Below are 25,644 nucleotides of genomic sequence, written 5' to 3' on the forward strand. Positions count from 1 at the left end.
CAGAAGCAGTTCATATACTCATCCATGCAACAAAAGTAGATACAATCCAAAAATATATAAAAGAGCTTGGGTTAACAGTCAAGCAGATTGAGAAATGTAATAAGCTTAGAAAAATGGCAGAACTGCCACTAATTTAGAGAAAAAAATAATTTGTTACGAAGTGTGTAAGTCTTAGTTAAAACGTGAAAATCTTTCTTGTGATGGAACGCCGTGTGCGGTGAAAGTCGCATGCACGGTGTGAAGTGGGGGAAAATCCGGAGATAACATCAAAGGATTACCTATCACTATCGGGTGCGAAATCTCAAGGTATTAAGCAACTTATGGCAGGCGGAGGAATTGTGCTAATTGGTCTTAAACTCATTCCACTGTTAGCTAACGTCTTGAAATAAAATGTTTAATATCTTTGATAAAATCAAAGAGTTTTTCTCCGATATGCTCATTGATGTGATAAAAGAAAATTTAAGTGGAATGCTTTTAGACATCAATGATAAAGTGGCAACCATTGGAGCTGAAGTAGGTAAAACTCCGAGTGCTTGGAACTCGGAAGTTTTTACCTTTATAAAGTCCATTTCAGAAAATGTCATACTTCCCATAGCCGCCCTTATTATAACGGCAGTTTTGTGCATTGAACTGATTCAAACGGTAATGAACAAGAACAACTTACATGAAGTAGATACCTTTGATTTTTTTAAGTATGTAATTAAGATGTGGATTGCAGTTTGGTTAGTGTCTCATGCTTTTGATTTTTCTATGGCTGTTTTTGATGTGGCCCAGAGCTTAATAGGAAAAGCGGCAGGAGTAGTTAATATAACAGCTAAAGTATCACCTGGAGACATAGATAAAATGGTGGAAGTTTTAAAGGAAAGTCAGAATATAGGACAATTGCTAGTGATTGCCATTGAGACTGCTATTGTTAAATTAGTCATCCAAGCCATTTCTATTTTGATTACCGTTATACTTTACGGCAGAATGATAGAAATCTATATCTACTCCTCCGTATGCGCTATTCCCTTTGCAACTATGGGAAACAAGGAATGGGGAAGTATTGGGACTAATTATATAAAGGGACTTTTTGCCTTAGGACTCCAAGGCCTATTTCTTTTAATATGTGTAGGCATATATGCGGTTTTAGTAAAAACTCTTAATATAACAGATATTCACAAAAGTATTTTTGAACTCTTAGGCTATACCCTCATTTTAGGTATCACTATGATGAAGTCAGGCTCTATGGCTAAGAGTATTTTAAACGCCCATTAAAAAGCGTACCAACAAATAAGAAAGGAAAATTTATGATTAAGTTAAAAAACAAAAGAAAGAAGTACCCATGTAAACAAAACAATATTTCAAAAGTTATTGCTTGTCTTAGCTTACCCTTAGCCTACGCAGGCTATCTTTATACTGAAAGAAAGAAACACAAGGAATTGAAAAGACTAGCAGATAGCAAAGAAAAGGAAGTCTCCTACTTAAAACCCTTATTTGAAGATTTGGAAGACTCTACAGCTGAAGAGCTGGCTTTTGCTGTATGTCTTAATTTGGAAGAGGAAGAAGGAGAGATCTAATGGCTTATGTATCCGTTCCTAAAGATCTAACAAAGGTAAAAACCAAGATTGCCCTAAACCTGACAAAAAGACAGCTTATCGGCTTTGCCTTAGCGGGAGCTATAGGGTTTCCTGTGTATTTACTGTCGAGAAAATTCCTTCCTAATGATTTGTCCATGCTACTCATGATTACAGCAGCCTTTCCCATCATCTTTTCCACTCTTTATGAAAAAGATGGACTCTATTTAGAAAAGTACATTAAATATTATTTAGAGAAAAAAAGACATGCCAGTATCCGCATCTATCAGACAGACTGCATCTATGACCTTAGAGCGAAAGGAGGAAAAATTGAACAAAAACGAAAAAAAGCAAAGGCAAAAACTCTTACAAAATAAAGAGTCTTTAAAAAAACAAAAAGAAGATTTAAGAAATATACGCAAGACACAAAACAAAATAAATAGAGAAAAATCAAAAGCTAAGTTAAAACATGGAGCAAGGGAAAAGGGAGACAAAAAAAAGAAGTTCTCCATTTTTTCGTCCAAGAAAAAAAGAAAAAAGACAGTACAGGAATCCTTACCCTATCTGAGAATGTTAAAAGATGGTATTTGTCAAATTGATGTCAACAAATTTAATAAGACCATTCGTTTCTATGATATTAACTATCAGCTTTCAACGGAAGAAGATAAGGAAGCTATCTTTAACCAATTCTCAGACTTTTTAAACTATTTTGATCCCAATGTAGACATTCAGTTTTCTTATATTAATCATATTGGGAAAAATGAAGAGGTGGAAAAGAATATCTTTATTCCTCAAAGAAAAGACGGCTTTAATGAAATCAGACAGGAATATAGCCAAATGCTTAGACAACAAAGTCAGAAGGGCAATCGTGGACTTAGTAAGAATATGTACCTTACCTTTACGCTAGAAGCTGGAGATTTAAGAGAGGGAAAATTAAGACTTGAAAGAATGGAAATAGACCTTCTAAATAATTTCAAAAAATTTGGGGTCAAGGCCTATGTCTTAAACGGTTATGAAAGATTAAAGCTTATACACGACCTTTTAAATAGTGAGGAAAAATTTATTTTTAGCTTTGATGACTTGAAACATTCCGGTCTTTCTACCAAGGACTATATAGCACCTCCATCTTTCAATTTTTCTAAGATCAACGAATTTAACATTGGCCCTTATACGGGAGAAGTTAATTTTCTTCAAATCTTAGCCCCTGAATTATCCGACCGAATGCTGGCGGAGTTTTTAAGCGTTGAAGAAAACATGGTTGTTAGTTTTCACATTAACTCCATTGACCAAACGGAAGCCATTAAGATGATTAAAAGAAAAATTACAGACTTAGACAAAATGAAAATAGAAGAAAACAAGAAGGCGATCCGTTCAGGATATGATATGGACATATTACCATCAGACCTTGTAACTTACGGAAACGATGCAAAAAAGCTCCTAGTGGAACTACAAAACCATAATGAAAGGATGTTTGTGGTCAGTATATTATTTTTGAATATGGAAAAAAGTAAAAAGAAATTAAAAAATATTCTTTTTCAACTGAATTCCATAGCAGGAAGACACAATTGCGTCCTTAAGAACCTAAATTATAGGCAAGAACAGGGACTAATGAGTAGTTTGCCCTTGGGGCATAATTTGATTGAGATAAATAGAGGACTGACAACTAGCTCTACAGCTGTTTTTATCCCATTTACCACAGAAGAACTCTGTTTAGGTGGGGAAAGCCTATATTATGGCTTAAATGCCTTAAGTAGAAATATTATTATGGCGGACAGGAAGCTGTTAAAAAATCCCAATGGCCTTATCCTGGGAACGCCGGGTTCAGGTAAGTCTTTTTCTGCCAAGCGAGAAATAACCAATGCATTTCTTATTACAGGAGACGACATTATTATATGTGATCCTGAGTCGGAGTATGGAAATTTAACTAAGGCATTAGGAGGAGAAGTAATAAAAATATCTCCTACCAGTAAAGACTTTATTAATCCCCTAGATATTAACGCAGACTATGCCGATGAAGATAATCCCTTATCCCTAAAGTCGGACTTTATACTATCTCTTTTTGAGTTGGTTGTTGGAAAAGAGGGCTTAAGTGCGGAAGAAACATCGGTTATAGATAGGTGTCTACCCATTCTCTATGAGAAATACTTTGAAGACCCTGTTCCCGAAAACATGCCAATTTTAGAAGACCTTTACAATCTATTAAAAGAGCAAAAAGAAAAGGTAGGGGCAAAGTTAGCGGTAGAAATGGAAATCTATGTAAAAGGAAGTTTAAATGTTTTTAACCATAGAACCAATGTAGACACCTCAAACCGTATCCTTTGTTATGACATTAAGGAATTAGGAAAGCAACTTAGAAAAATAGGGATGCTGATAGTTCAGGACCAAGTTTGGAACAGGGTGACTATCAATAGAAATAAGAAGGAAACTAGGTACTACTGCGATGAATTCCATTTGCTTTTACGTGAAGAACAAACAGCCAGCTACTCTGTTGAAATTTGGAAGCGATTCCGTAAATGGGGTGGTATGCCCACAGGCTTAACTCAAAATGTCAAGGATCTTCTGGCTAGTGCGGAAATTGAAAATATATTTGATAATACAGACTTTATTTTAATGCTAAATCAGGCAGGAGGAGATAGGGAAATACTGGCAGACAAGTTAAATATCTCCCTTCATCAATTATCCTATGTAACCAACTCTAATGAAGGGGAAGGCCTACTTTTCTATGGCAATACCATTGTTCCCTTTGTAGACAGATTTCCAAAGGATACAAAACTTTACCGCCTCATGACCACAAAGCCAGAAGAGCTAAAAGCAGATTAGGAAGGGAGGAAAATTATATAAAAAACTATGAATCAATCAATAAAAACCAATTATATTATTAACCTAGACGCCCTATCGGCACTTAAAGAGTTTCCTGAAAACCTCTTTGATAGCTGCATAACTTCACCTCCCTATTATGGCTTAAGAGATTATCACCATGAAAGCCAAATAGGAAGAGAAGACAGTCCTGAAGCCTATCTAAACAATTTGGTGGAGGTTTTTAGACAGGTTAGACGAGTTTTGAAAGAAGACGGGAGTCTATGGCTTGTCATCGGCGATTTATATGCAAGCACAAAAAGTAAAGAAGAAAGGCCAGCCTATAAGCCTAAAGATTTAATGGGACTACCCTGGCAATTAGCCTTGAAACTTAGGGAAGATGGTTGGTATTTACGAAGCGATATTATATGGCATAAGGAAAATGCCATGCCTGAATCCTGTAGAGATAGACCGACTAGGTCTTATGAGCATATCTTTCTTCTGACCAAGGCAAAGACATATTATTATAATTATGATGCCCTAGCTAAACCCTTAGCGGAGTCCAGTAAGCGAAGATATTTGTCAGCGGTAGGAAAAGATAATAAGTATATGAATCAAAAAAGCGGTATGAAAAGGCAGAGTTTGAATGAACCGAGGAATAGAAATGACTATACAGAATATACTATTCCTAAAAAGAGAAATGCCAGAGATATTTGGACTATAAACACCTCTGCCTTTCGAGGAAAACACTATGCCTGCTTTCCACCGAAGCTAGTAAAAACCTGTATATTAGCCGGTTGTCCTGAACATGGTCTTATTCTTGATCCCTTTATGGGAAGCGGAACGGTAGGCATGGTGGCTAAGAAAATGAGCAGGCAATATATAGGGATTGAAATCAATAGAGATTATTGCCAACTTGCTAAAAAAAGAATTGAGGAAGGAAGGTAAGAATTTATGAAAAAAAGAAACCCTATAAACCCAAGGGATATGCCTGAAAAGGTAATGGGCAAAAATAGCAAATTAAAGAATGAGAATAGAATTAAAGTTATTGAAGAATTACCAAAATCAACAAGGTTTAAGGATAATAGCCAAGCCTTAGATAATCAAGGAGTAAAAGAAGATAATCTACAAAAAGATTCTTTTAAAGATCCCTTAAAAAAGGAAAACCATGGAAAGGCTAAGGAAGAAAACAAGACATCAGACCCTTTTAATATTAAAGAGAAGACTCCAAAAGAAAAAAGACAGAAGAAGATGGCGGAGAGGATCTTTGAAGAGAACCGAATTAATGAAAATCAAAATATTGAAAGCAATGAAGAAAAGACTTATGTGGAAGAAGAAAACCCTCTTTCCAATAAGGAAGATTTGGTTGAAGAATATATCGAAAGTTCCACTCAAGCCTATATACCCCAAGTTCAGCAGGAAGACAGCCTTACTGTTTTTTCATTGTCAAAATTAGGGCTGGGCATAAGACCGAGTAAAAAGAAAAAAGAAGATCAAAGGATAGAAGGCAAAAATACTTTTAAAAGGGATACAAATCAACAAACTCAGGAGCCTAGCATAAGGGATAAAAAGGATTTTCTTCCTATTGAAAAGATGAGTAAGAGCCAAAGGCAGAAAAAGCAAGCAGAAAGAACTTTTAGGAGCTATGAAGAAGAAAACAAAGAAGCCATTCAAGAAAAAAATTATCCCATCAAACCGGTAAACAACTTTGATGGGGCGAAAATCCTTCAAGGAAAAAGTTTTAAACAGCCAAATGAAAGTAAAGAGAATAAAGAGGTTTTAGAAGATGGCTCAACAGAAAATAGCCATGGAAACTTTAGAGAGAAATCTTCAAGGCTAAGAGTAGATAGGGTAAAGGAGAACACTCTAAAGACGGACTCGATAAAAAAGAAAAGAGCAACAAAGTTTCAAGAGGAAGCAACAAGTCCACAGAAAGGCAACAGCCAAAGTCCTAGCGAGATATATGATCCTCTAGGAAAGGATATGGACAATGATGGTGTTATAGACCGCTATGATGTGGATTTTAGAGATAGTGATGTCTCTTATAGCCATAAAGAAAGAATTTTTGCTAAAGAAAATCAAAGGAATGATTTTCAAGCCATAAAAGAAAATAGGAATTATAGAAATACACCCCTTGGAAAAGAAAAAACCTTAACTAATAAGGCAATAAAGAGCAAAAGATTAAAAAAGACCTTAGTGGAAAAGCAAAGCCCACAGCTTAGAAAAGCTAAAGGAAAAGAAGCTCTTTTAAAAGGGGAAAGCCAAAACTTTTATAGGACAGAAGATCAAGAAAAAATAAAAAATAAAACTGATTTCAATAGGAAACTGCCTGTAGGCGAAGAGAAAAAAGAGGACCTAGAGAAAACAAGATCAAACTTTATAGGAGAGGAAAAACTCACCCGTAAGAAAAAGACAAATGTGGAAGAAATAGAAACTTCAAAGGAGAGCAAAAAATCTAAAGCAGAAGAAAAAGGTCAAAAGGATTTAAATAAGGATTTAACAAAAAATAAAAAGTCTAAAAAGTTCCAACTTGAAAAAGAAGTGAGAGAGTCTAAATTTCACAATAAAGAAAAGAAAATATCCAAACTATATAAGAAAAAAGGAAAAACAGAAAAGAAGCTGTTAAAAGACGAGAAAAAGGCAGGTTCTAAACTGGATAGCCCAGCTATTTTAGCCACAAGTTTAACAGCAAATTATCTTTATAGTGGAAAAGAAGATAATGCAGGTATAGATGCTGCCTATAAACTAACCCGAGGAAGTGAATTAAGTCTTAGAAAAATGAGAAGGGATAGGCGCAAGAAGCCTTTCAAAACAAGGAAAAAACTTGGAAAGCTGGATAAAAAAATCCACAAAAGAGAAGAGAAACTTCTTTTTCAAAAAAACTTTGAAGATTTAAAAAAGACAAGCGCCTATCAAAAGACCAATTCTTTAAACCGCTTTTTTATGAAGAAAAGATTTCAAAGAAGCTTTAGGAACAAAACAAAGGAAAGTTTGTCCAAGAGAATAAAGAAGTCTTTCTCTAGTGGAGCAAAAAAAGTAACGGATTTTATAAAAAATGGAGGGTATAAAAAAGTCTTTCTGGCTCTAGGGATAATAGGCCTATTCTTTGTCCTCTTTCAAATGGGAAGCAACATGGCCACAATGACAGCAGGTTTTGCTAGCAATATCACCACGACGACTTACTTGTCTGATGAGGGTGTTCTAAGCGATGTGAATAATGAATTTTTAAGCTATGAAAATGCCCTCCAAGATGAAATAGATAGTCTATCTTCTTATCACCCAGGCTATGACGAATATAGGGTAAAAGGAGATACCGTAGGTCATGATGTCCACGAGTTATTTTCCTATTTAACAGCCAGATTTGGAGAGATAAAGTCTGTAGATAAGATTAAGGGAGAACTTAAAAGGCTCTTTAATCAGATGTATAAAAAAGATTATTCCGTAAAGACTATTACTAAATATGATAGTGAGGGAGAACCCTATAGTTATAGGATCTTTACCTTAACCCTTTCTAAAAAGACCATTGATGAAGTGGCAAGGGAAGCTTTTAAGGATTACGAAACCAATCTTGCCCATTACGAAGCCTTGTTATCTGCTCAAGGAAATATGGCTTCAATATTTGGGTCTGGAAACGGGGACTTATCAGAAATACTGGACAATCCAAACTTTGGAAATCCAGGCATTGCCTTCGATAATGCAAGTGTAAAAACCTTATTTAATGAAGCAGAGAAACATATAGGGAAAAAATATGTTTTTGGAGCAAGTGGACCAAAGAACTTTGATTGCTCGGGGTTTGTTTGCTGGTCCTTTACTAAATCTGGTGTAAGAAATATGCCGAGAACCACAGCCTGGTTAATCTATAAAAATTATTGCAATCCCATAAGTCCATCTGAAGCAAAGGCAGGAGATATTATTTTCTTCCAAGGAACTTATAAAAGCGGGACCCCTATATCCCATGTCGGCATTTATGCGGGAAACGGCATGATGATTCACGCAGGAGACCCGATTCAATACACAAGTATAAACAGCAAGTATTGGAAAAACCATTTTTATGCTTTTGGTAGACCACGTTAAGGAGGGATAAGAATTTGAATAGAAAATTAGTAAGAAATATAGAAAAACAAAAGAAACTTAGAGCTAAAAAAGAAGAGATAGAAATAGAATTGCAAGTTCTTGAAGAAGAACAAATAGAAATGGAAAACATGGAGGTCATCAAAGAATTTAGGTCTAGGGAAATCTCCTTAGATGAATTTTTAGATATTGTGAGAAAAAACAAGGAGGAAGAAAAAAGAGAAAAAGAAGAGATAAAGAACTTAAAAGAAGGAAGGACTTTAGTAGAAAATATAGAAAATAGCGAAGGAGAGATTATAGAATGAAAAAGTTAATAAGTATGTCATTGGCGCTTCTCATATTATTTGGAAGCGTCTTTAGCTTTGTAGGGACAAATATTGTTTATGCACAAGAGGAAGCCTGGACAGAGGAAGATTTTTTATATAGTTCACCAGGGAACATCATTGCCTATAGTGATCAAGGGATGGCCAAGCAAAAGAAAACCAAGACCTTAGTGTTTCCTGAAGGAACAAAATCAGTAAGAGGAAATTATTCCTTAGACCACATGGGAGACAAGGATAGATTTAATCGAGAATTTGGACGAGGAAAGGTTTATGATCTGGTTGTTTTTCCAGACTCCGTTACTTCTCTTGGCTACGCTAGCTTCTATACTGGGAAAATAGGAAAGGTTAAACTATCTCAAAACCTAAAAACTATCGGCGGTCTTGCTTTTTTCTCCTGTGAACTTAGTGAAGTGGATTTACCTGATACTTTGGTAAATATTGAACATAATGCTTTTGAAAGAAATAACCTCCAAGAAATAACTATACCGAAGTCTGTGAAGACAATTGAACAGTATGCTTTTTCAAGAAATAAATTGCACACTATAAAAGTTTTAGGCAATCTAAATATTAACAGTAAGGGAGTATTCCATAATCAAGAAGTTGAGTATAGACCAAAACAAAATCCATTTTACGAAAATCATTTTGGTTTCAACGGAAATCAAGGATTCAAATCTATTCCTAATGGATTAAGGTATGAAAATGGAGAGCTTGTCTTTGATAAGAATGTAGATAGTGTAGAAGTTGAATTTGATTATAACAATGATATGTATCAAGGAAAGATGACTATTTACAATCCAAATAAATATTCCATTGATACTCAAACAGATTTAACAGAGCAAGATATTGATGAAAAGGACAATAAGATTGATGATTTAACTAAAAACATTAAGGATTTAGAAAATCAAATCAAAGATTTAAATGATAAGAAACAAGAAGACCAATCAAAGATAGATGAATTAAAGGAAAAGTTAGAATCTTGCAAAGATAATGGAGAGAAACTAAAACAAGAAAAAGCTAAGCTAGAAGAAGAAATTAGAGATAAGGATAATAAGATTGTTCAATTGAATAAAGAAATTGAGGATCTTAAAAATTCTAACAATGATGAACTAATAGCAGAAATTACTCAGCTTAAAGATGAATTAAAAAGATTACAAGATGAAAATGCAAAACTTAAAGAAAATTATTCATCTACAAAATGGGAGTTAGAAGCTGAGAAAGAAAAGACCGATATAAACGAAAATAAAATCAAAGAAATGCAAGAAAATCTTGAGTCTTTAGAAGGGGAACTTGCAAAGAAGACTAAAGAAATTGAGGATAAAGATAATAGAATTAAGGACTTAGAAAAAGTTCTTGAAGAAAAAGATATTAAGATAAAAGACCTCGAGTCTAAAAAGAAAGAAACAGAAAGTGCTAAGTCAGAATGCTGTAAGAAAATTGAAGAGCTTCAAAAGACTATTGATAGTTTAAAAGAATCATCTGAAAATGCAAAAAAAGAATTAGAAGATAAGATTAAAGGACTAGAAGAAAAACAAAAAGCTTCTGAAGAAGAAATTAAAAAGCTAAAAGAAGAATTAGATAAGAAAATCGAAGAAGCAAAGAAGTTAATCGAGGAAGCAAATAAAAAAGCAAAAGAAGAACTTGAAAAACAAGGTAAAGATGAAAAAGAAAAAAATCTAAACCAAGACTTATCTAAGAAATTAGATGAACTTCTAAAACTCCAAAAAGAAAACAAAGAGAAGAAAGAAGATAAGAAATCTCAAGATAAGAAGTGGGACGAACTTTTGAAAGCTGATGACAAGAATATTCTAAATCAATTTGATCTTAACAAGATGAAAAAGCAAGAGGAACAACAAGGTAAAAAACAAGCTAAAGATGAAAAAGAATTTGCAGTTTTCCAAGTAGACAAAAACTTTTATAACATTATCAACAAAGATGGTAAGACAACAGTCTATATGGATGTAAAAACTTATGTAGACCAAGGAAGAACTATGATTCCAGTTAGATATATTGCTTATACTCTAGGTTTTAATGTTGAGTATGACAACTCTACTCGTGAAGCTATTTTCTCAAATAAAGAGAATAATATCTTAGCTAAAAAGACATTAAGACTAAATATTGATACTGGCGTTATGAAAGATTCAGATGGAAAGGTCTACAATTCAGATGTTAAGCCAGTGATTATAAATGGAAGAATTCATGCTTCAATTTCAAATATTGCTAAAGCCTTTGGAGCAAGTCATGGAGATATTAAAGATGGTAAAAACCAAACAATAGAATGGGACAAAGACAAACAAGCTGTCTATGTCTTTAAACACGTAAAGTAAGGAGATATTTATGAGAAGAATAAAAAAGGGAGCAAGTCTAGTCTTGCTCCTTACCCTATTAATACTACCAATGAATGTTTTTGCTGGAACAGAGGGAGTAGTTAAAGAAAAAGGGCAAGAAATCTATGAACCTGAAAATCAAAAGGAAGGCTTAGACCAGCTTTTACAAAAAGAAGATCTTTACAGTCCTTCAAATGAAGAAATACCCTATCAAGATGTACCTAAAGTTCCGGAAAGGAAGGAAGAAAAAGTAAAACCAGTAAATGGAGGCAATGAAAAAGCCATTAATCCCCTTGCCACAAAAGAAAATAAGGCAAGGGGGACAGTTATTGAAAATGTGGATAGACAAGATAAAGATATTACCCCTAAAAAAGAAGAAATTGTAGAAGAAAAGGAAGCAACATCCGTCAATCCTGAGCAGACAAATGAAAGTTCAAATCAGAAGTCTTTAGATATGAGACAGTTTTTAACCTTTCAAACAAAAAGCGGAAAGACCTTTCACTTAATTGTAGACCATGGAGAACACGAGGAAAATGTTCAGCTATTGACAGAGGTGGGAGAACAGGATCTTTTAAATATGATAGAAGGAGAGTCGGATTTTAAGCCTAAAAAGGAAGAGGTAAAAAAAGTTGAACCTGAAAAAGTAGAAGAAGTTAAAGAAGAAGTCAAGGAGGAGAAAAAATCAGGAGCAGGGCTATATCTATTTGTAGGTTTGATTGTAGCAGGAGTTCTTGGAGCTGGCTACTACTTTAAGGTTTATAAGAAAGAGGAAGATGAAGAAGATGACACCGTCTATGATGAATGGGAAGATGAATATGAATACGATGGGACAGAAAAAGATGAGGATCTCATCGAAGAAGATCTTTTAGATGAAGACGAGCAAGATACCGAAATATTAGTTCCAGATGAAGATGACTTTGAATAAAACACAGCGCAGTTGTCTTTTAATCTCGTATAGGATATAATATATACGATAAATTAAGACTATTGTTTATAAGGCGGTGAAAAAATGTCAGCTTTAAGTGAGAGTATTTTAGAAACTATAAAAAGCAATGGTGGAACCATTACCATAAAAGAAGCAGAGGAAAAGAATATTAGTCCAAAAAAATTACAGAGGATGGTAAAGCAAGGTAGCCTAGAGAGGGTTACCAGAGGTCTTTATCTACATCCGGAATTTTTAGAAGATTCCTATTATATTTTTCAACATCGAGCACCTAAAGCTATTTTTTCTCATGAAACCGCCCTTTATCTTCACAAATTAAGTGATGAAAATCCCCATAAGATTATAGCAACGATTCCATCAGGATATAATACATCTATGATTAAGGAAAGAGATAAATATCGTCTTTACTACTTGAAAGAAGATTTATGGGAAAAAGGGCAAGAAAAAATTAAAAGTCCCTTTGGAAATTTGGTTTACGTATATACAAAAGAAATGACCTTAGTGCAAATGATCAGTAAGATTAACAGCATAGATAAAGATCTTGTTCTTACAGCATTAAAAAGAGGGTTAAAGAACACAGAACTAGATAAACTTGAATTATTAAGATATTCTAAATACTTTAAGTGTGAAGAACAAATGAGAAACTATTTGGAGGTTATTATATGATATTTACAAGTCCCAGACAATTAAAAGATAAAATTAAAAATGTAGAACAGAAATATAATCTTCCGGCAAATACACTTTTAAATTATTATATGATGGAACGCTTTCTTTGCAGACTCTCTAATAGCGAATATTGTGATAACTTTATTATTAAAGGGGGATTTCTAATCTCTTCCCTTATTGGGATAGACATGAGATCTACCATGGATATAGACACGACGATAAAGGGAATTCCTGTAAATGAAGAGTCAATTAGGAAGATAATTGAAGGAGTTATAAAAATAGATTTAGAAGATAATATTATCTGGGAAATTGAAAAAATACGCTCCATTCATGAGGCTGGAGAATATGACGATTTTCGAATAACTCTTATTGCAACATTTTTTAATATGCAAACACCCATAAAAATTGATATTACAACGGGAGATCGTATCATTCCTAAAGAGGTGGATTATAATTATCAACTTCTTTTTACAGATAAAAGTATCGACATTAAAGCTTACCCCTTGACCACAATTTTGGCTGAAAAGATAGAAACTATTTTATCAAGAAATGTTTTAAACACTAGAGCGAGAGATTACTATGACATATATATTTTAACAAAACTAAATCCTCAGTTAGACTATGAGGGGTTAAGGAAAGCTCTTACAATTAAGGCTGATGAAAGGAATAGTTTGGAATATATACAAAATTCACAAAAATACCTGAAGGAGATTAAGGCAAGTAAAGAGCTTAAGAATATATGGGATAATTATAGTAGAAAAAATCAGTATTCTAAAGAGATAGATTGGAATGACATAATAGCCACAATAAATGAAGTTCTTACCAAACTAAGTCTTTAAAGCTCGTATCAAAGAACAATAATACGAATAAAAAGGACGAAAATGGAACTTAAATTTATCCATTTAAGGTATAAGAAATAGAAAATTCGTTTTTACCGTTTTGAAAAACTTAAATTATGAGGGCAAAAGTGAGGGTTAATGTGAAGGTCAAAATGAGGGATAAAATGTCGGTCAAAATGTCGGTCAAAAATTAAAGCCTGACGATAGGCGTAAACAAATTATTAAGATTATCAAAGATAAGTCACAAATCACGGCTCTAAATTTATCAGAAATTTTCTCTGTTTCAGAACGTACCATAGAGAGAGATTTAAAAAGCTTAACAGATAAAAAAGCAATAGAATATATCGGCAGTGCAAAAGATGGCTATTGGGTAGTTAAAAAATAGTATAGAAATATAAGGGTGGTTGTGCTATATTAATAAAGGATCAAGCCCTTACCATCCGTGGTAGGGCACTATATAGTTTACAATTAAAAAATATCATAACTTAGGCGATAGAGAAAAAAATTTCATCTATCGCCTTTTTTAATGCAAAGGAGGCAATATGCAACTAGTAATAGCAGAGAAACCGAGTGTGGCAATGAGCATAGCCAAGGTTCTCGGTGTAAAGAATAAACAAAACGGATATATGGAGGGCAATGGCTACATCATAAGTTGGTGTGTAGGCCATTTAGTAGGATTAGTTTCTCCAGAAATTTACGATGAAAAATACAAGAGATGGAATATAGAAGATTTGCCCATATTTCCTAAAGAATTCAAACACTATGTACTTCCCAAGGTAAAAAAACAATTCTCCATCTTAAAAATACTAATGAACAGAAAAGACATTAATGAAGTCATAAATGCTTGCGATGCTGGAAGAGAAGGGGAACTCATTTTTCGACTTGTATATAAGCAAGCAAAGTGCAAAAAAGATATAAAGAGATTATGGATTTCGTCCATGGAAGACAGAGCAATTAAAGAAGGCTTCGAAAACCTAAAAGAGGGTCATGACTACGATAATTTATTTGCTTCTGCTACGGCCAGGGCAAAGGCGGATTGGCTGGTAGGCATGAACTTAAGTAGACTTTACTCCCTTTTATATAAACAAAATTACTCGGTAGGTAGAGTCCAAACACCAACCCTTGCCCTAATGGTAAAAAGAGAGGGAGACATTCAAAGCTTTAAAAAAGAAAAATACTATACAGTAGAGCTTGATCTAGATGACTTTTCTCTAACAACAGAAAGAATAGATAATCCAGATATCGCTGAACAGTTAAAAAACTTAGTCCCAGAGACTATAAAAATAGATTATGTGGAAGAAAAAGAAAAAATCACAAAACCAGATCTGCCATTTGATCTAACTACACTACAAAGAGAATGTAACAGATATTTTGGCTACTCTGCCAAACAAAGCCTTGACTATGCCCAAAGTCTCTATGAGAAAAAATTGATTACTTATCCAAGGACGGATAGCAGGTATTTAACGGAGGATATGATTACAAGCCTTGTAAATAATATATTAGGGAAAAATGACTTTGATACGGATAGAATCAAGGTCATTTTTAATACCAAGAAAGTAACAGACCACCATGCCATTATCCCCACTGCAAGTGCAAGCATTGAAGAGATTGAGAGCTTACCGGAAAGCGAAAAAAGAGTCTTTAAACTCATTAAAAATAAATTACATGCCAGCTTTTCCTATCCACTTAAAGAAAAACTCACGAAAATAATAGCTGAATTTGATGGCTTTGAATTTATAACTAAAGGAAAGACAGTTATAGATGGAGGATTTACAAAATATCTAGAAGATTACAAGCCTAAAGATAAGAAAGACAATCCCCTCCCTATAGTCAATCCAGGAGATGAGTTTAGCATAAAAGAAAAAACCATAAAAGAAAAATACACCCAGCCTCCTAAGCCCTATACAGAAGAAAGCCTTTTAAAAGCCATGGAAATAGCAGGAAAAGGGGAGATAGACAAAGGTATTGAAGTGGAAAGAGTGGGACTTGGAACACCAGCCACTAGAGCAGGGATTATAGAGAACTTAATCTATAAGAAATACATCAAAAGAGAAGGTAAAAACCTTATTCCCACCCATTTAGGCTTGGCTGTTATCAGTATAGTGGCTAAGGAACTAAAAAATGCAAAACTAACCTCTGATTGGGAAACCAGCCTTTACTATATTTCGAAAGGCAAAAGCAGGGAGGAAGATTTCTTACAAGAGATTGAAGCATTTATTGCTAAGCAGATAGATCTCTATAAGTGCGTAAATGAGAAATAAGCTAGCATAAAAGACACACAGGAAAGGAGAAAAAATGGCAAGATACAATTTCAAGGAAGTAGCAGAGATATTAAACGCCACAAGAAAAGAGATAGCTAATCCAAGTTATTACACGGATTTTCTAAAAACCTTGGGCAATAACTATAAATATACTTACGCCCATCAACTAAGTATTTACTCTATAAGTCCCAATGCTACTGCTTGTGCAGAGTACGACTATTGGAAAAGCATTGGAAGAAGTGTAAAAAGAGGAGAAAAGGGCATCCCAATTCTAGACTTTGAAACAGGCAAGGTAAAATACCTTTTCGATGTACTACAGACGGTAAACTATCAAAACCATATTGCCGAAGTTAAGGTATGGGAATATAAAAGGAAAGACCACCTAAAAGCCTTAGATTATCTAATAGACAATACGGTTGGACTTAATAGCCTAAACTATTTATCGGAAGAGGAAAAAGTTTCTGCTCTAGCGGAAACTTATGTTAAAGGAAGCTATTATCAGATTTTAGATAGTCTATCAGAAGAAAGCTTGACCTATTACTCAAAAGTAAATCTAATAAATTTTTTAACAGAGTCTGTAAGAGTGGCAACGAGTGCCAGGATGGGCATAGGCTATATCCCTAATATGGAGAATCTAGAACTAATAGGCAGCTTATCCAATAAGGAAGATATGGACATCCTTTTAGGAAGCATTTCCCAAACCAACAAAAGTCTGCTTATAGATATAGGCAGAGCCATTACAAGAGAAGAATTTATTAAAAGAAACTTACAAAATGAAAATAGAGAGCAGACAAAAGGGGCTAAGGAGCGTTATAATACTATTACTCAAAATGAAACGAACTCAAATAAGGTTAAAAATATAGGAGGTAGTGAAGATGTCAGAGATGATAACAATATTAGGCAAGGAATATCAGAAACAAGGAGAGGAATACATTCCGATATTGAAAGAGACCCCATTCGAGAAAGAGGAAGGGACCTACCGACTGGAGATGGTAGACCAACACGAGATGATGATTCCCAATATCCAAATGCCGATAAAGCTAGACCTAGGGAAGTTGAACAGCTTTGGCAGGGCAAGACTGAAATTTCTCAAGGAACACAAGGAGAACAGCTATCAGATTATGATGATGGAAGAAAGACTCATGGACCATCTGATGGATATAGAGAATCAAGTGGAAGAATTTCTGAGACAGGAAGAAGGAAAAATTATGGAAAGCTGGGGACTGACCTTAGAAATGAAGAGTCAGGATCTGGAGAAATATCTGAAACTGAAAAAGAACATGGATATGGAACTACAGGAGATAGCGATGAAGGAAATCGTCCTAGTATAGAAGATGAACGACAAAAAAGGGAAGCTCAGGCTTCCTTTTTTAGTGAGAAAAATTCAGCAAGTCAAATTCGATTTACCAGTCCCATAAGTCAAGAAGAGATTGACCAATTTCTTATCTATGGAGGAAACATTGAAGGAGGCAGACTTCCTGTAATCGCTGAGTTTTCCAAGGGAAAGGATATTCAAAGTCAAATAGAATTTCTAAAGGAGAATTATCAAGGAGGAAATGGTCTTATCATAGATGGCAGAGAGCTTGCAGCCTACTTTACAGATAGAGGAACGGACCTTTCGGAAGGAGAAGAAGTTGGAGACCCTCCCGATAAAATTCTTTCTTGGCAAGAGATGGCGACAAGGATAAATGAACTCTTAGACAGGGGACATTTTGCGACTAACGTAGAAATAGACGAAAGCCAATCTTATGAAAGAAACCGTCTATCAGAAGCCGTTCTGTATATGTATAGGGATATAGCTGAAGATTATGAGGGCCAATACTTCACTTCTCTTTCAGCTTTGGTTACTAGAAGTTTTCCAGATAGTATGGAAGCTCTAAGTAAAGAATTAGAGGATAAGGATTTTAGGAATACACTTGTCCGAGAATATGAAGACTTTTTAAGTGCTTATAAGCAAAACCCACAAATCCTAAAATTTCACTATCATAAGACGGAAGACTTATTAGAAAAACTTAAGGACCTTGATATTACAAGAAAAGAGTATGTAAGTCAATTAAGAGATATTCAAAATCCTAATGTCTTTATCACTCAAGATGAAATTGATGATGTTTTAAGGGGAGGAAGTGGTTTCGTCCAAGGCAGGGAAAGAATATATAACTATTTTATAGAAGACCACAGTCTAAAGGAAAAGACCGACTTTCTAAAGTCTGAATATGGGATAGGAGGCAGTTCTCCCGGGATTTCAGGAGATAGAAATAGTAGCCAATGGCATGATGGAAAAGGCATTAAATTAGAAAAAGAATTAGCTCCCCCTATCAATCTTAATTGGAACGAAGTTGCAAAAAGGATTACTAATTTAATAGAAAAAGACCAATATCTAGAAGCGAAAAAAGAAATTGGTATAGAAAGTCAAAACCAAGAACGAGAAGTAGAGACAAAGGTTAAAAGTGAAGAAGATCTACCTGCTACAGACGACCGTTTATATATTGAACAGGGCTTTGATGGAAGTAAGACCTACTATGTAAATGGAATATCCCTAGCCTATATTGAAGAAAACGGACGACTGGTTTTCTATGATGATCAAATAGACAACGAGTTTAAGGAAGAGTTAATAAGAATCGCTCACGAGATTCAACAGGCCTATCCTTTAGATTATATAGAGGACGGCATCGTCTTAGAAGGAATAAATGATACCTTCTATATCAAAGATAGAGAAACGATAAATGGTATCGAATACTATCTTCTAGAAAGTCAAAGGGAATACGAGGATGTTCCTAATCTTATTGTCAATAAGGCAAGGGAAATTATAGATGATGATATTATAAATGGTTTTGATGAATTTAGAGAATTTCTTGAAGATAAAGGCCTCGAGCAAGGGGAAGAAACCCATATAGACACTATAGCCGTAAAGGTAGGTCAATATTACGGACTTGTAGATAGGGAAGAGCTTAAAGATATTGGGCTTACCGCTGATGGCAGAAGGGTCTATCCAGAGGACAATCTTAAAGGCCAAGTTTACCCACTATATAAGGGAGAGACTTTTGAAGATAGCCAAAAGATTGATGCCCTATTTGATTGTCTTGCCGTAGAAATGAAAGATACAAATCTTATGGACTTAAATGATCTTTTTTATATTGAAAACCAAGGTCTAAGGGAAATAGAGACGGATACAGTAACAAAAGAAATAGATGGGATAGATTTTTATATCTCATCATTTGGCCAGCAGTTTCCAGACTATTCCAATGATATTTATGTTTCCAATAAAAACCTTGAAATAAACGGAGCCTATCAGTCTCTTGCCTATATTAATAAGGACAATGAAGTAAACTATAGATTCGAGCTTACAGGGGATATTAAAGAAGCTATTGAAGGCATAAGGGATAAAAAAGAAATTATCTCAAGGCTTATTCAAAAAGAGATAGACGATCATCAGGTCTATTCCTTTGACCCACAAGGAGAAATCTTTACTTTAGACCATGTGGATGTGGAAGAAAACTTACTCAATCCACCGAAAAGTCTTCCCCAAGAAGAACAAAAGGGAGCTTATACAGAAGATCTTGCCCTAGATATGAAAGAATTGAAGTTAAAGCAGGTCCTTAAATGGAAGGACTATATTATTTCTGAAAACACAGCTATTTCTTATGACTCCTACAAGGAGATCCTTGATAATCTGCCTTATTTATTAGATGATGATCACAGGCAAGTCCTTCTTCAAGGCTACTTAAATGAACAAGTAGAAAAGGCTAAAGAAATGGAAGAAGATCTAGAGCCTATTTATAAGTTAGGCATGGAAGTTAGCTATGACGGCAAAGAATACACCATTACAGATATTAAAAAATATGAAGACTACAATACGATGACCTTAAAAGATAATGAAGAATATCTTGGTGGTTTTATTAAAAATAATGTTATTTTGCCATATGGCAGAGAAAAAGATTTAAAGCTTAAAATCTTAAAAGAGCCAGAAAAGGAAATAAGTCAGTTAGATTTTAAGGACTTAATCGGACCTGGTGGGCAAGAAGTTCAAGCAAAAAGCTTTGATTCTGCGGAACGAATAAAAAGCGTGGAGAAAGAGGAAACTAGGGAAGAAAAGCTAGATAAAAATCGAGATTCTAAAAGCATTGAAGAAGTAACCGATAAAGAAAACTACAAAATCCTTACCAGTAAAGATGAAATCTCTTTATCACCGTCAAAAAGGTTAGAAAACAACATCAAAGCCATAGGCTTATTAAAGACGCTGGAAAAAGAAGATCGAATACCCAGTGATGAAGAAAAAGATATCTTAGCAAGCTATATAGGTTGGGGTGGCTTGGCAGATGTCTTTGACGAAGAAAAAGAAGGACAATGGCTAGAGGCAAGGAATTTCTTAAAGGAAAATCTCACAGAAAAAGAATACGAAGATGCCAGAGCTTCCACCCTTACCGCTTTTTATACACCAAATTTTGTTATAGAAAGTATTTATTCCACCCTATCCAAGATGGGCTTTAAAGAAGGAAATATATTAGAGCCCTCCCTGGGCACAGGTAGATTTATAGGTAATCTTCCAGAAAGTATGGAAAAATCAAAAATCTATGGCACAGAGTTAGACCCCATCTCAGGAAATATTGCCAAGATTCTATATCCAAAAGCTAATATAAAAATTAAGGGATTTGAAGAAACTAATTATTCCAACAACCTATTTGATATAGCAGTAGGTAATGTTCCCTTTGGTGAATATAAGATAAATGATCGTGATTACGAGAAAAATAACTTTCTCATCCACGATTATTTTTTTGCCAAAACTTTAGATAAGGTAAGAGATGGAGGCATCATAGCTTTTATTACTTCTTCAGGCACCATGGATAAAAAGAATGAAGATGTAAGAAGATATATCTCAGAAAGGGCGGAATTTCTAGGGGCTATAAGACTTCCCAACACCACCTTTAAAGGAGAAGCAGGAACAGAGGTTACTTCAGACATTATCTTTTTGAAGAAAAGGGATAGGTTCTTAAAGATAGACGAAGACTGGCAGAGTTTAGAAACAGATAACCAAGGCCTTACCTATAACAAGTATTTTGTAGAACACCCTGAAATGATTATGGGAAAAATGGAGGAAGTATCGGGACCTTTTGGCAAGACACTAACCTGTATTGATACAGAAGACAACTTAAAAGAAAAGCTAAAAGAAGCCATTTTAAACATTGAAGGGACCTATGAGGAAATGGAAAGGGAAGAAGTATTCCAAGAGGCACAAACCCTACCGGCAGATGATAGGGTCAAGAATTTTTCCTATACCCTAATTGATGACAAGGTATATTTTAGAGAACAATCCTTGATGTTTGAAAAGACCTTAAGTGAAAAAGATAAGGGCAAAGTCAAGGCCTATCTTGCTGTAAATGATGCCTTAAGGGAAGTCATTGATCGTCAAAAATATAATTTTACCAAGGAAGAAATAAGAGATTCTCAGGACAAGTTAAACTTCATATATGATGACTTTAACAATAAATATGGTAGGTTAAATAACAAAGAAAATGCCAGACTCTTTAGAGAAGATAGCAACTACTCTCTCATATCTTCCATTGAAAACCTAGACAAAGAAGGTAATTTTATCGGCAAATCCGATATTTTTACTAAAAGGACGATAAAAAAGCAACAAGTTATTGACCATGTGGATAATAGTCAAGATGCTCTAATCCTATCTGTAAGCAATATAGGAAATATCAACTTCCCTTATATGCAAGATTTGACAGGTAAAGATCGAAAGACCCTTATAAATGATTTAAGAGGAGAAATCTTTTTAAACCTTGACAGCTACAATCCAAAAGACCTAGATCCCTTTAAAACCGCCTTAGAAGAAGATGACTTTGCTAGAGCCTATGTAACGGCAGATGAATATTTGAGTGGCAATATTAGAAAAAAGATAGACATCTTAAATTTCTATATAGAAAATATCGAAAAAGAACTCACTCAAGAAGAAAGAAATAAGGTTGCCATAAGTTCGGACTACACCATTTACAGCCCAGAGGAAAAAGAAAGTTTAAGAGAGGAACTAAATCAACTCAACTATCAAAAAGATAAGCTACAAGAAGTCATGCCTAAGGCCTTGGAAGCGGGGGAAATTTCTGTTCGTTTAGGGGCTACTTGGATAGAGCCGGAAGTCTATGAAGAGTTTATGTTTCATCTTTTAAAGACACCAGGTTACGAAAGATATAATATCCACTTGAGATATACAGAAGTAACGGGAGAATGGAGAGTTGAGGGTAAAAGTTCGGATAAATCCAACGATCTTGCCAATCTAACCTACGGAACAAGTAGGGCTAATGCCTATCGACTGATAGAAGATACATTAAATCTAAAAGAGACAAAGATCTATGACCGCTTTGAAGAAGATGGGAAAAAGGTATCTGTTCTAAACAAGGAAGAAACCATGCTTGCCGGACAGAAGCAGGAAATTATAAAGGAAGAATTTAAGAACTGGATTTTTGAAGAACCTAATAGGCGTAATCGATTGGTTAATAAATACAATGAACTTTTTAATTCCACAAGACTTAGGGAATACGATGGAAGCAACTTAATCATGGAGGGAATGAATCCTGAAATTGAGTTAAGAGTTCATCAGAAGAATGCTATTGCCAGAAGTCTTTACGGAGGTAATACACTACTAGCCCACGAAGTGGGAGCAGGAAAGACCTTTGAAATGATAGGTATTGCCATGGAAGGAAAAAGACTAGGGATTCATAATAAGTCTCTATTCGTAGTTCCCAACCATATTACAGAGCAGTTTGGCAGGGAGTTTATGCAACTTTACCCAACGGCAAATATCCTTGTAGCTACTCAGGAAGATTTTCAACCAGCTAAGAGAAAGAGATTTTGTGCTCGTATAGCGACTGGCGGTTATGACGCCATCATCATTGGCCATTCCCAATTTGAGAAAATTCCCATGTCTAAGGAAAGACAGGAATATGAAATCCAAAGTCAAATTGATGAAATATTGGACTATATAGAAGAATATAAAAGGGATCGAGACCAAAGATTTACCGTTAAGCAATTAGAAAAGACCAAGAAAAAATTAGAAACCCGACTTAAGAAATTAAATGATGACTACAAAAAAGATAGTGTAGTTACCTTTGAAGAATTAGGTGTTGATAAGCTCTTTGTAGATGAAGCCCATGCTTATAAAAATCTCTATTTATTTTCAAAAATGCAAAATGTAGCGGGCATATCCAATACCGATGCTAAGAAGTCTTCAGATATGTTGATGAAATGTCGCTATATGGATGAAATCACCGACAATAAGGGGATTGTCTTTGCTACAGGAACGCCAGTTAGTAATAGTATGGCCGAACTCTATACCATGCAAAGATATTTGCAATATGACAGGCTCAAAGAAATGGGCTTAAATCATTTCGACTCTTGGGCATCCACCTTTGGAGAAACTATAACCGCCATAGAACTTGCTCCTGAGGGCAACGGCTACCGAGCAAAAACTCGTTTCGCCAAGTTCTACAACCTTCCAGAACTTATGAATACGGTAAAGGAATTTGCAGATATTAAGACTTCAGATGTTTTAAATTTACCAGTACCAAAAGCCCACTATGAAACCATTAAGACGGAGCCAAGCCAAGAACAAAAGCTTATATTGGAAAGCCTTTCTGAAAGGGCTGACAAGGTAAGAAACAAGCAGGTGGATTCAACTGTTGACAATATGTTAAAAATAACGGGAGATGGGAAAAAACTAGCCTTAGACCAAAGGCTTATGAATCCATTACTACCAGACGATGAACATTCAAAAGTAAATACCTGTGTGAAAAACACATTTAGCATCTGGGATAAATATAAGGATCAAAGATCAACTCAGCTTATCTTTTGCGATATGTCCACACCAAGGTCTGATGAGTTTAATGTTTATGATGATATTAAGAAAAAGCTAATGGATATGGGTGTACCTGAAAGAGAGATAGAATATATACACTCTGCAAAAAACAACAAAGAAAAGGACACTATTTTTGACAAGGTAAGAAAGGGAGAAATAAGAGTCCTTCTTGGCTCAACTCAAAAAATGGGTTCAGGAACCAATGCCCAAAACAAGCTTATCGCCATTCATGACCTTGATATACCATGGAGACCCGCTGATTTACAGCAAAGAGCGGGAAGAATAGTAAGGCAGGGCAATGAAAATAAAGAAGTGCATATCTTTCGTTATGTTACAGAAAATACTTTTGATGCCTATCTATTCCAAACTCTAGAAAATAAACAAAAATATATTTCTCAAATCATGACCAGTAAAACCCCTGTTAGAGTGGCAGAAGATGTAGATGAGGCAACCCTAAATTACGCTGAAATCAAAGCTCTTGCTACAGGCAATCCTCTAATTAGGGAAAAGATGGATTTAGATAATGAAGTATCTAAGTTAAAGATTTTGGAATCCAATTTTAAAACCAATAGATACAAGCTTGAAGATAAGGTCTATAAAGACTATCCCAAGGAGATAGAAAAACTAAAAATTCAAATAGAACATATTAACAAGGACATCTCAAACACAGAGAAATTAAATGAAGATGAAAATAAGTTTACTTCTATTATGGTAGATGGGGTCAAAGAAAGTGACAAGAAACGAGCTGGGGAGTTACTTTTACAGAAAATAAAATCTCTAAAAGTGGGAGAAGACAAGGAAGAAAAGTTAGCGGATTATCGAAACTTTGAGATCTATGGTAGGTATAATTCCTTCTTTAATTCCTATACAGCGATTGTTAAAGGACAAGGAAAGTATTATGGAGAATTTGGTACGGATACCCTGGGAAATATAACCAGACTAGACAATATCTTGGATAAGCTTCCTGAAAGACTGGAGGACACAAAGACCAAGCTAGATACTGTTGAAAAGCAACTTGAAACGGCGAAACTTGAAATCCAGAAAGACTTTCCACAAAAAGATTTGCTCATGGAGAAAAACCTTAGACTCTTGGAAGTTAATAAATTATTAGACCTAGGTCAAAGGGAGGCAGAGGTACAGGCAGATCCTTTGCTTGATGAAATAAAGGGAGAAATAATAAACTTTCTTAACAGAGAATATCAAGAGGAAAACACAGTAGAAGATTTTGATAGGCTCTTTCCTGACATAGAAAATATTGGCCTAGCCTATACGACTACACCAGATGAAAATCATGAAATACAAACAACCCTTGACCTTAAAAACTACAAACTAAATCAATATGTAGACAACACATTAATTTACAGCCAAGCCTTTACTTTTGACCCAGAAGATGCAAGCAGCAATAAGGAATTAGCCCAAATAGCTGCCTATATTAGCCTATGGGACTTTCAAGAACTTGTTTATGTCGATGAAGAAAATCTAAAAAGTGCATTAGGTCTTGAAATAGATGATGAAGGTAACTTTTATGATCCTCTTTCTAAGGATATGGACTTAGACGGTGTTGTAGATAGAAACGATGCGGACTTTCGAGATAACACAGTTCTAGAAATTGGAGACTTGAATGAAAAAGATAGGAATAAGAACTCAATAATAGAAAAAATTAATGAGTATAAAGAACGAATTGAGCACGGAGACAATAAGAAAGAAAAATCACAAAATTTAGAATCCCAACTCAGAGAGGAGGGCGTTCGTGGAGCCTTGTAAAGTAAATGTAGGCATTAATAAAGGAGAAAAAGAATTTCTAAAATTCAAACAAGAAATTAAAAAATTAGATAGGGGCAATGAGAAGGTTTTTAAAGATATGGACCTTAAGCTAGTAATAGCTAAGGTCCTAAATGAAGAGAGTTTTAAAATAATACAGGATATTTGGATTGAATTAGAAAATAAAAACCTTATTCATGAAATTTGCAAGGATATAGAAATAAGGATTAATGAAATCAACCAGTAAAGAAA

17 protein-coding genes are annotated in these 25,644 nt (G+C 34.7%); all 17 read left to right on the forward strand.

The window, feature by feature from the left end; genetic code table 11:
* Window positions 1-242: 242 nt before the first annotated feature.
* Window positions 243-389 (forward strand): Maff2 family mobile element protein, encoded by a 147-nt coding sequence (locus F594_RS09555; protein WP_000504426.1) that lies wholly within the window; start codon window positions 243-245, stop codon window positions 387-389.
* Window position 390: 1 nt separating this feature from the next.
* The gene (locus F594_RS0107490; protein WP_026302320.1) at window positions 391-1,257 is read left to right on the forward strand and encodes a VirB6/TrbL-like conjugal transfer protein, CD1112 family; all 867 of its coding nucleotides are present in this window, start codon (window positions 391-393) and stop codon (window positions 1,255-1,257) included.
* 32 nt (window positions 1,258-1,289) lie between these two features.
* Entirely contained in the window at window positions 1,290-1,559 is a 270-nt protein-coding gene (locus F594_RS0107495; RefSeq protein WP_019035118.1) for a hypothetical protein, read from the forward strand.
* Window positions 1,559-1,933 (forward strand): PrgI family protein, encoded by a 375-nt coding sequence (locus F594_RS0107500; protein WP_019035119.1) that lies wholly within the window; start codon window positions 1,559-1,561, stop codon window positions 1,931-1,933. The genes F594_RS0107495 and F594_RS0107500 overlap by 1 nt, the downstream gene beginning before the upstream one ends.
* Window positions 1,887-4,376 carry a VirB4-like conjugal transfer ATPase, CD1110 family gene (locus F594_RS0107505; protein ID WP_019035120.1) on the forward strand — a complete coding sequence of 830 codons (2,490 nt, stop codon included), beginning with the start codon at window positions 1,887-1,889 and terminating at the stop codon, window positions 4,374-4,376. Before F594_RS0107500 ends, F594_RS0107505 begins: the two co-directional genes overlap by 47 nt.
* 27 nt (window positions 4,377-4,403) lie before the next feature.
* On the forward strand, window positions 4,404-5,300 hold the full coding sequence (locus tag F594_RS0107510; RefSeq protein WP_019035121.1) for a DNA-methyltransferase: 897 nt from the start codon (window positions 4,404-4,406) through the stop codon (window positions 5,298-5,300).
* Window positions 5,301-5,306: 6 nt separating this feature from the next.
* The gene (locus F594_RS09655) at window positions 5,307-8,426 is read left to right on the forward strand and encodes a CD1108 family mobile element protein (RefSeq protein WP_019035122.1); all 3,120 of its coding nucleotides are present in this window, start codon (window positions 5,307-5,309) and stop codon (window positions 8,424-8,426) included.
* A 14-nt stretch (window positions 8,427-8,440) separates the two neighbouring features.
* The gene (locus tag F594_RS0107520) at window positions 8,441-8,728 is read left to right on the forward strand and encodes a hypothetical protein (protein ID WP_019035123.1); all 288 of its coding nucleotides are present in this window, start codon (window positions 8,441-8,443) and stop codon (window positions 8,726-8,728) included.
* Window positions 8,725-11,070 (forward strand): leucine-rich repeat protein, encoded by a 2,346-nt coding sequence (locus F594_RS0107525; protein WP_019035124.1) that lies wholly within the window; start codon window positions 8,725-8,727, stop codon window positions 11,068-11,070. Before F594_RS0107520 ends, F594_RS0107525 begins: the two co-directional genes overlap by 4 nt.
* A gap of 10 nt (window positions 11,071-11,080) precedes the next feature.
* The gene (locus F594_RS0107530) at window positions 11,081-11,995 is read left to right on the forward strand and encodes a CD1107 family mobile element protein (RefSeq protein WP_019035125.1); all 915 of its coding nucleotides are present in this window, start codon (window positions 11,081-11,083) and stop codon (window positions 11,993-11,995) included.
* Window positions 11,996-12,079: 84 nt separating this feature from the next.
* Window positions 12,080-12,679: a type IV toxin-antitoxin system AbiEi family antitoxin domain-containing protein gene (locus F594_RS0107535; RefSeq protein ID WP_019035126.1), complete on the forward strand. Its 600-nt coding sequence runs from the start codon at window positions 12,080-12,082 to the stop codon at window positions 12,677-12,679.
* Window positions 12,676-13,518, forward strand: a complete 843-nt coding sequence (locus tag F594_RS0107540; RefSeq protein ID WP_019035127.1) for a nucleotidyl transferase AbiEii/AbiGii toxin family protein — start codon at window positions 12,676-12,678, stop codon at window positions 13,516-13,518. The genes F594_RS0107535 and F594_RS0107540 overlap by 4 nt, the downstream gene beginning before the upstream one ends.
* 217 nt (window positions 13,519-13,735) lie before the next feature.
* Window positions 13,736-13,903: an HTH domain-containing protein gene (locus F594_RS09905; RefSeq protein ID WP_258182355.1), complete on the forward strand. Its 168-nt coding sequence runs from the start codon at window positions 13,736-13,738 to the stop codon at window positions 13,901-13,903.
* Window positions 13,904-14,060: 157 nt separating this feature from the next.
* Window positions 14,061-15,779, forward strand: coding sequence for a DNA topoisomerase 3 (locus F594_RS0107545; RefSeq protein WP_019035128.1), 1,719 nt, complete (start codon window positions 14,061-14,063; stop codon window positions 15,777-15,779).
* Between the two features lie 1,028 nt (window positions 15,780-16,807).
* Window positions 16,808-17,110 carry a TnpV protein gene (locus F594_RS10055; RefSeq protein WP_374043063.1) on the forward strand — a complete coding sequence of 101 codons (303 nt, stop codon included), beginning with the start codon at window positions 16,808-16,810 and terminating at the stop codon, window positions 17,108-17,110.
* A gap of 536 nt (window positions 17,111-17,646) precedes the next feature.
* Window positions 17,647-25,395, forward strand: a complete 7,749-nt coding sequence (locus F594_RS09285) for a helicase-related protein (protein ID WP_407675530.1) — start codon at window positions 17,647-17,649, stop codon at window positions 25,393-25,395.
* Window positions 25,382-25,639: a hypothetical protein gene (locus F594_RS0107555; RefSeq protein ID WP_019035130.1), complete on the forward strand. Its 258-nt coding sequence runs from the start codon at window positions 25,382-25,384 to the stop codon at window positions 25,637-25,639. Before F594_RS09285 ends, F594_RS0107555 begins: the two co-directional genes overlap by 14 nt.
* The last annotated feature ends 5 nt before the right edge of the window (window positions 25,640-25,644 follow it).

The organism is Peptoniphilus lacrimalis DSM 7455, from assembly GCF_000378725.1.
GTDB lineage: Bacteria > Bacillota > Clostridia > Tissierellales > Peptoniphilaceae > Peptoniphilus_A > Peptoniphilus_A lacrimalis.

Excerpts from the sequence above, each read along its gene's own strand:
- F594_RS09285 (WP_407675530.1), top strand. The coding sequence starts at position 17,647 with ATGGAAGCTCTAAGTAAAGAATTAGAGGATAAGGATTTTAGGAATACA.
- F594_RS0107495 (WP_019035118.1), top strand. The coding sequence starts at position 1,290 with ATGATTAAGTTAAAAAACAAAAGAAAGAAGTACCCATGTAAACAAAAC.
- F594_RS0107540 (WP_019035127.1), top strand. The coding sequence starts at position 12,676 with ATGATATTTACAAGTCCCAGACAATTAAAAGATAAAATTAAAAATGTA.
- F594_RS0107535 (WP_019035126.1), top strand. The coding sequence starts at position 12,080 with ATGTCAGCTTTAAGTGAGAGTATTTTAGAAACTATAAAAAGCAATGGT.
- F594_RS10055 (WP_374043063.1), top strand. The coding sequence starts at position 16,808 with ATGCCGATAAAGCTAGACCTAGGGAAGTTGAACAGCTTTGGCAGGGCA.
- F594_RS09655 (WP_019035122.1), top strand. The coding sequence starts at position 5,307 with ATGAAAAAAAGAAACCCTATAAACCCAAGGGATATGCCTGAAAAGGTA.
- F594_RS0107525 (WP_019035124.1), top strand. The coding sequence starts at position 8,725 with ATGAAAAAGTTAATAAGTATGTCATTGGCGCTTCTCATATTATTTGGA.
- F594_RS0107545 (WP_019035128.1), top strand. The coding sequence starts at position 14,061 with ATGCAACTAGTAATAGCAGAGAAACCGAGTGTGGCAATGAGCATAGCC.
- F594_RS0107510 (WP_019035121.1), top strand. The coding sequence starts at position 4,404 with ATGAATCAATCAATAAAAACCAATTATATTATTAACCTAGACGCCCTA.
- F594_RS0107490 (WP_026302320.1), top strand. The coding sequence starts at position 391 with ATGTTTAATATCTTTGATAAAATCAAAGAGTTTTTCTCCGATATGCTC.
- F594_RS0107500 (WP_019035119.1), top strand. The coding sequence starts at position 1,559 with ATGGCTTATGTATCCGTTCCTAAAGATCTAACAAAGGTAAAAACCAAG.
- F594_RS0107530 (WP_019035125.1), top strand. The coding sequence starts at position 11,081 with ATGAGAAGAATAAAAAAGGGAGCAAGTCTAGTCTTGCTCCTTACCCTA.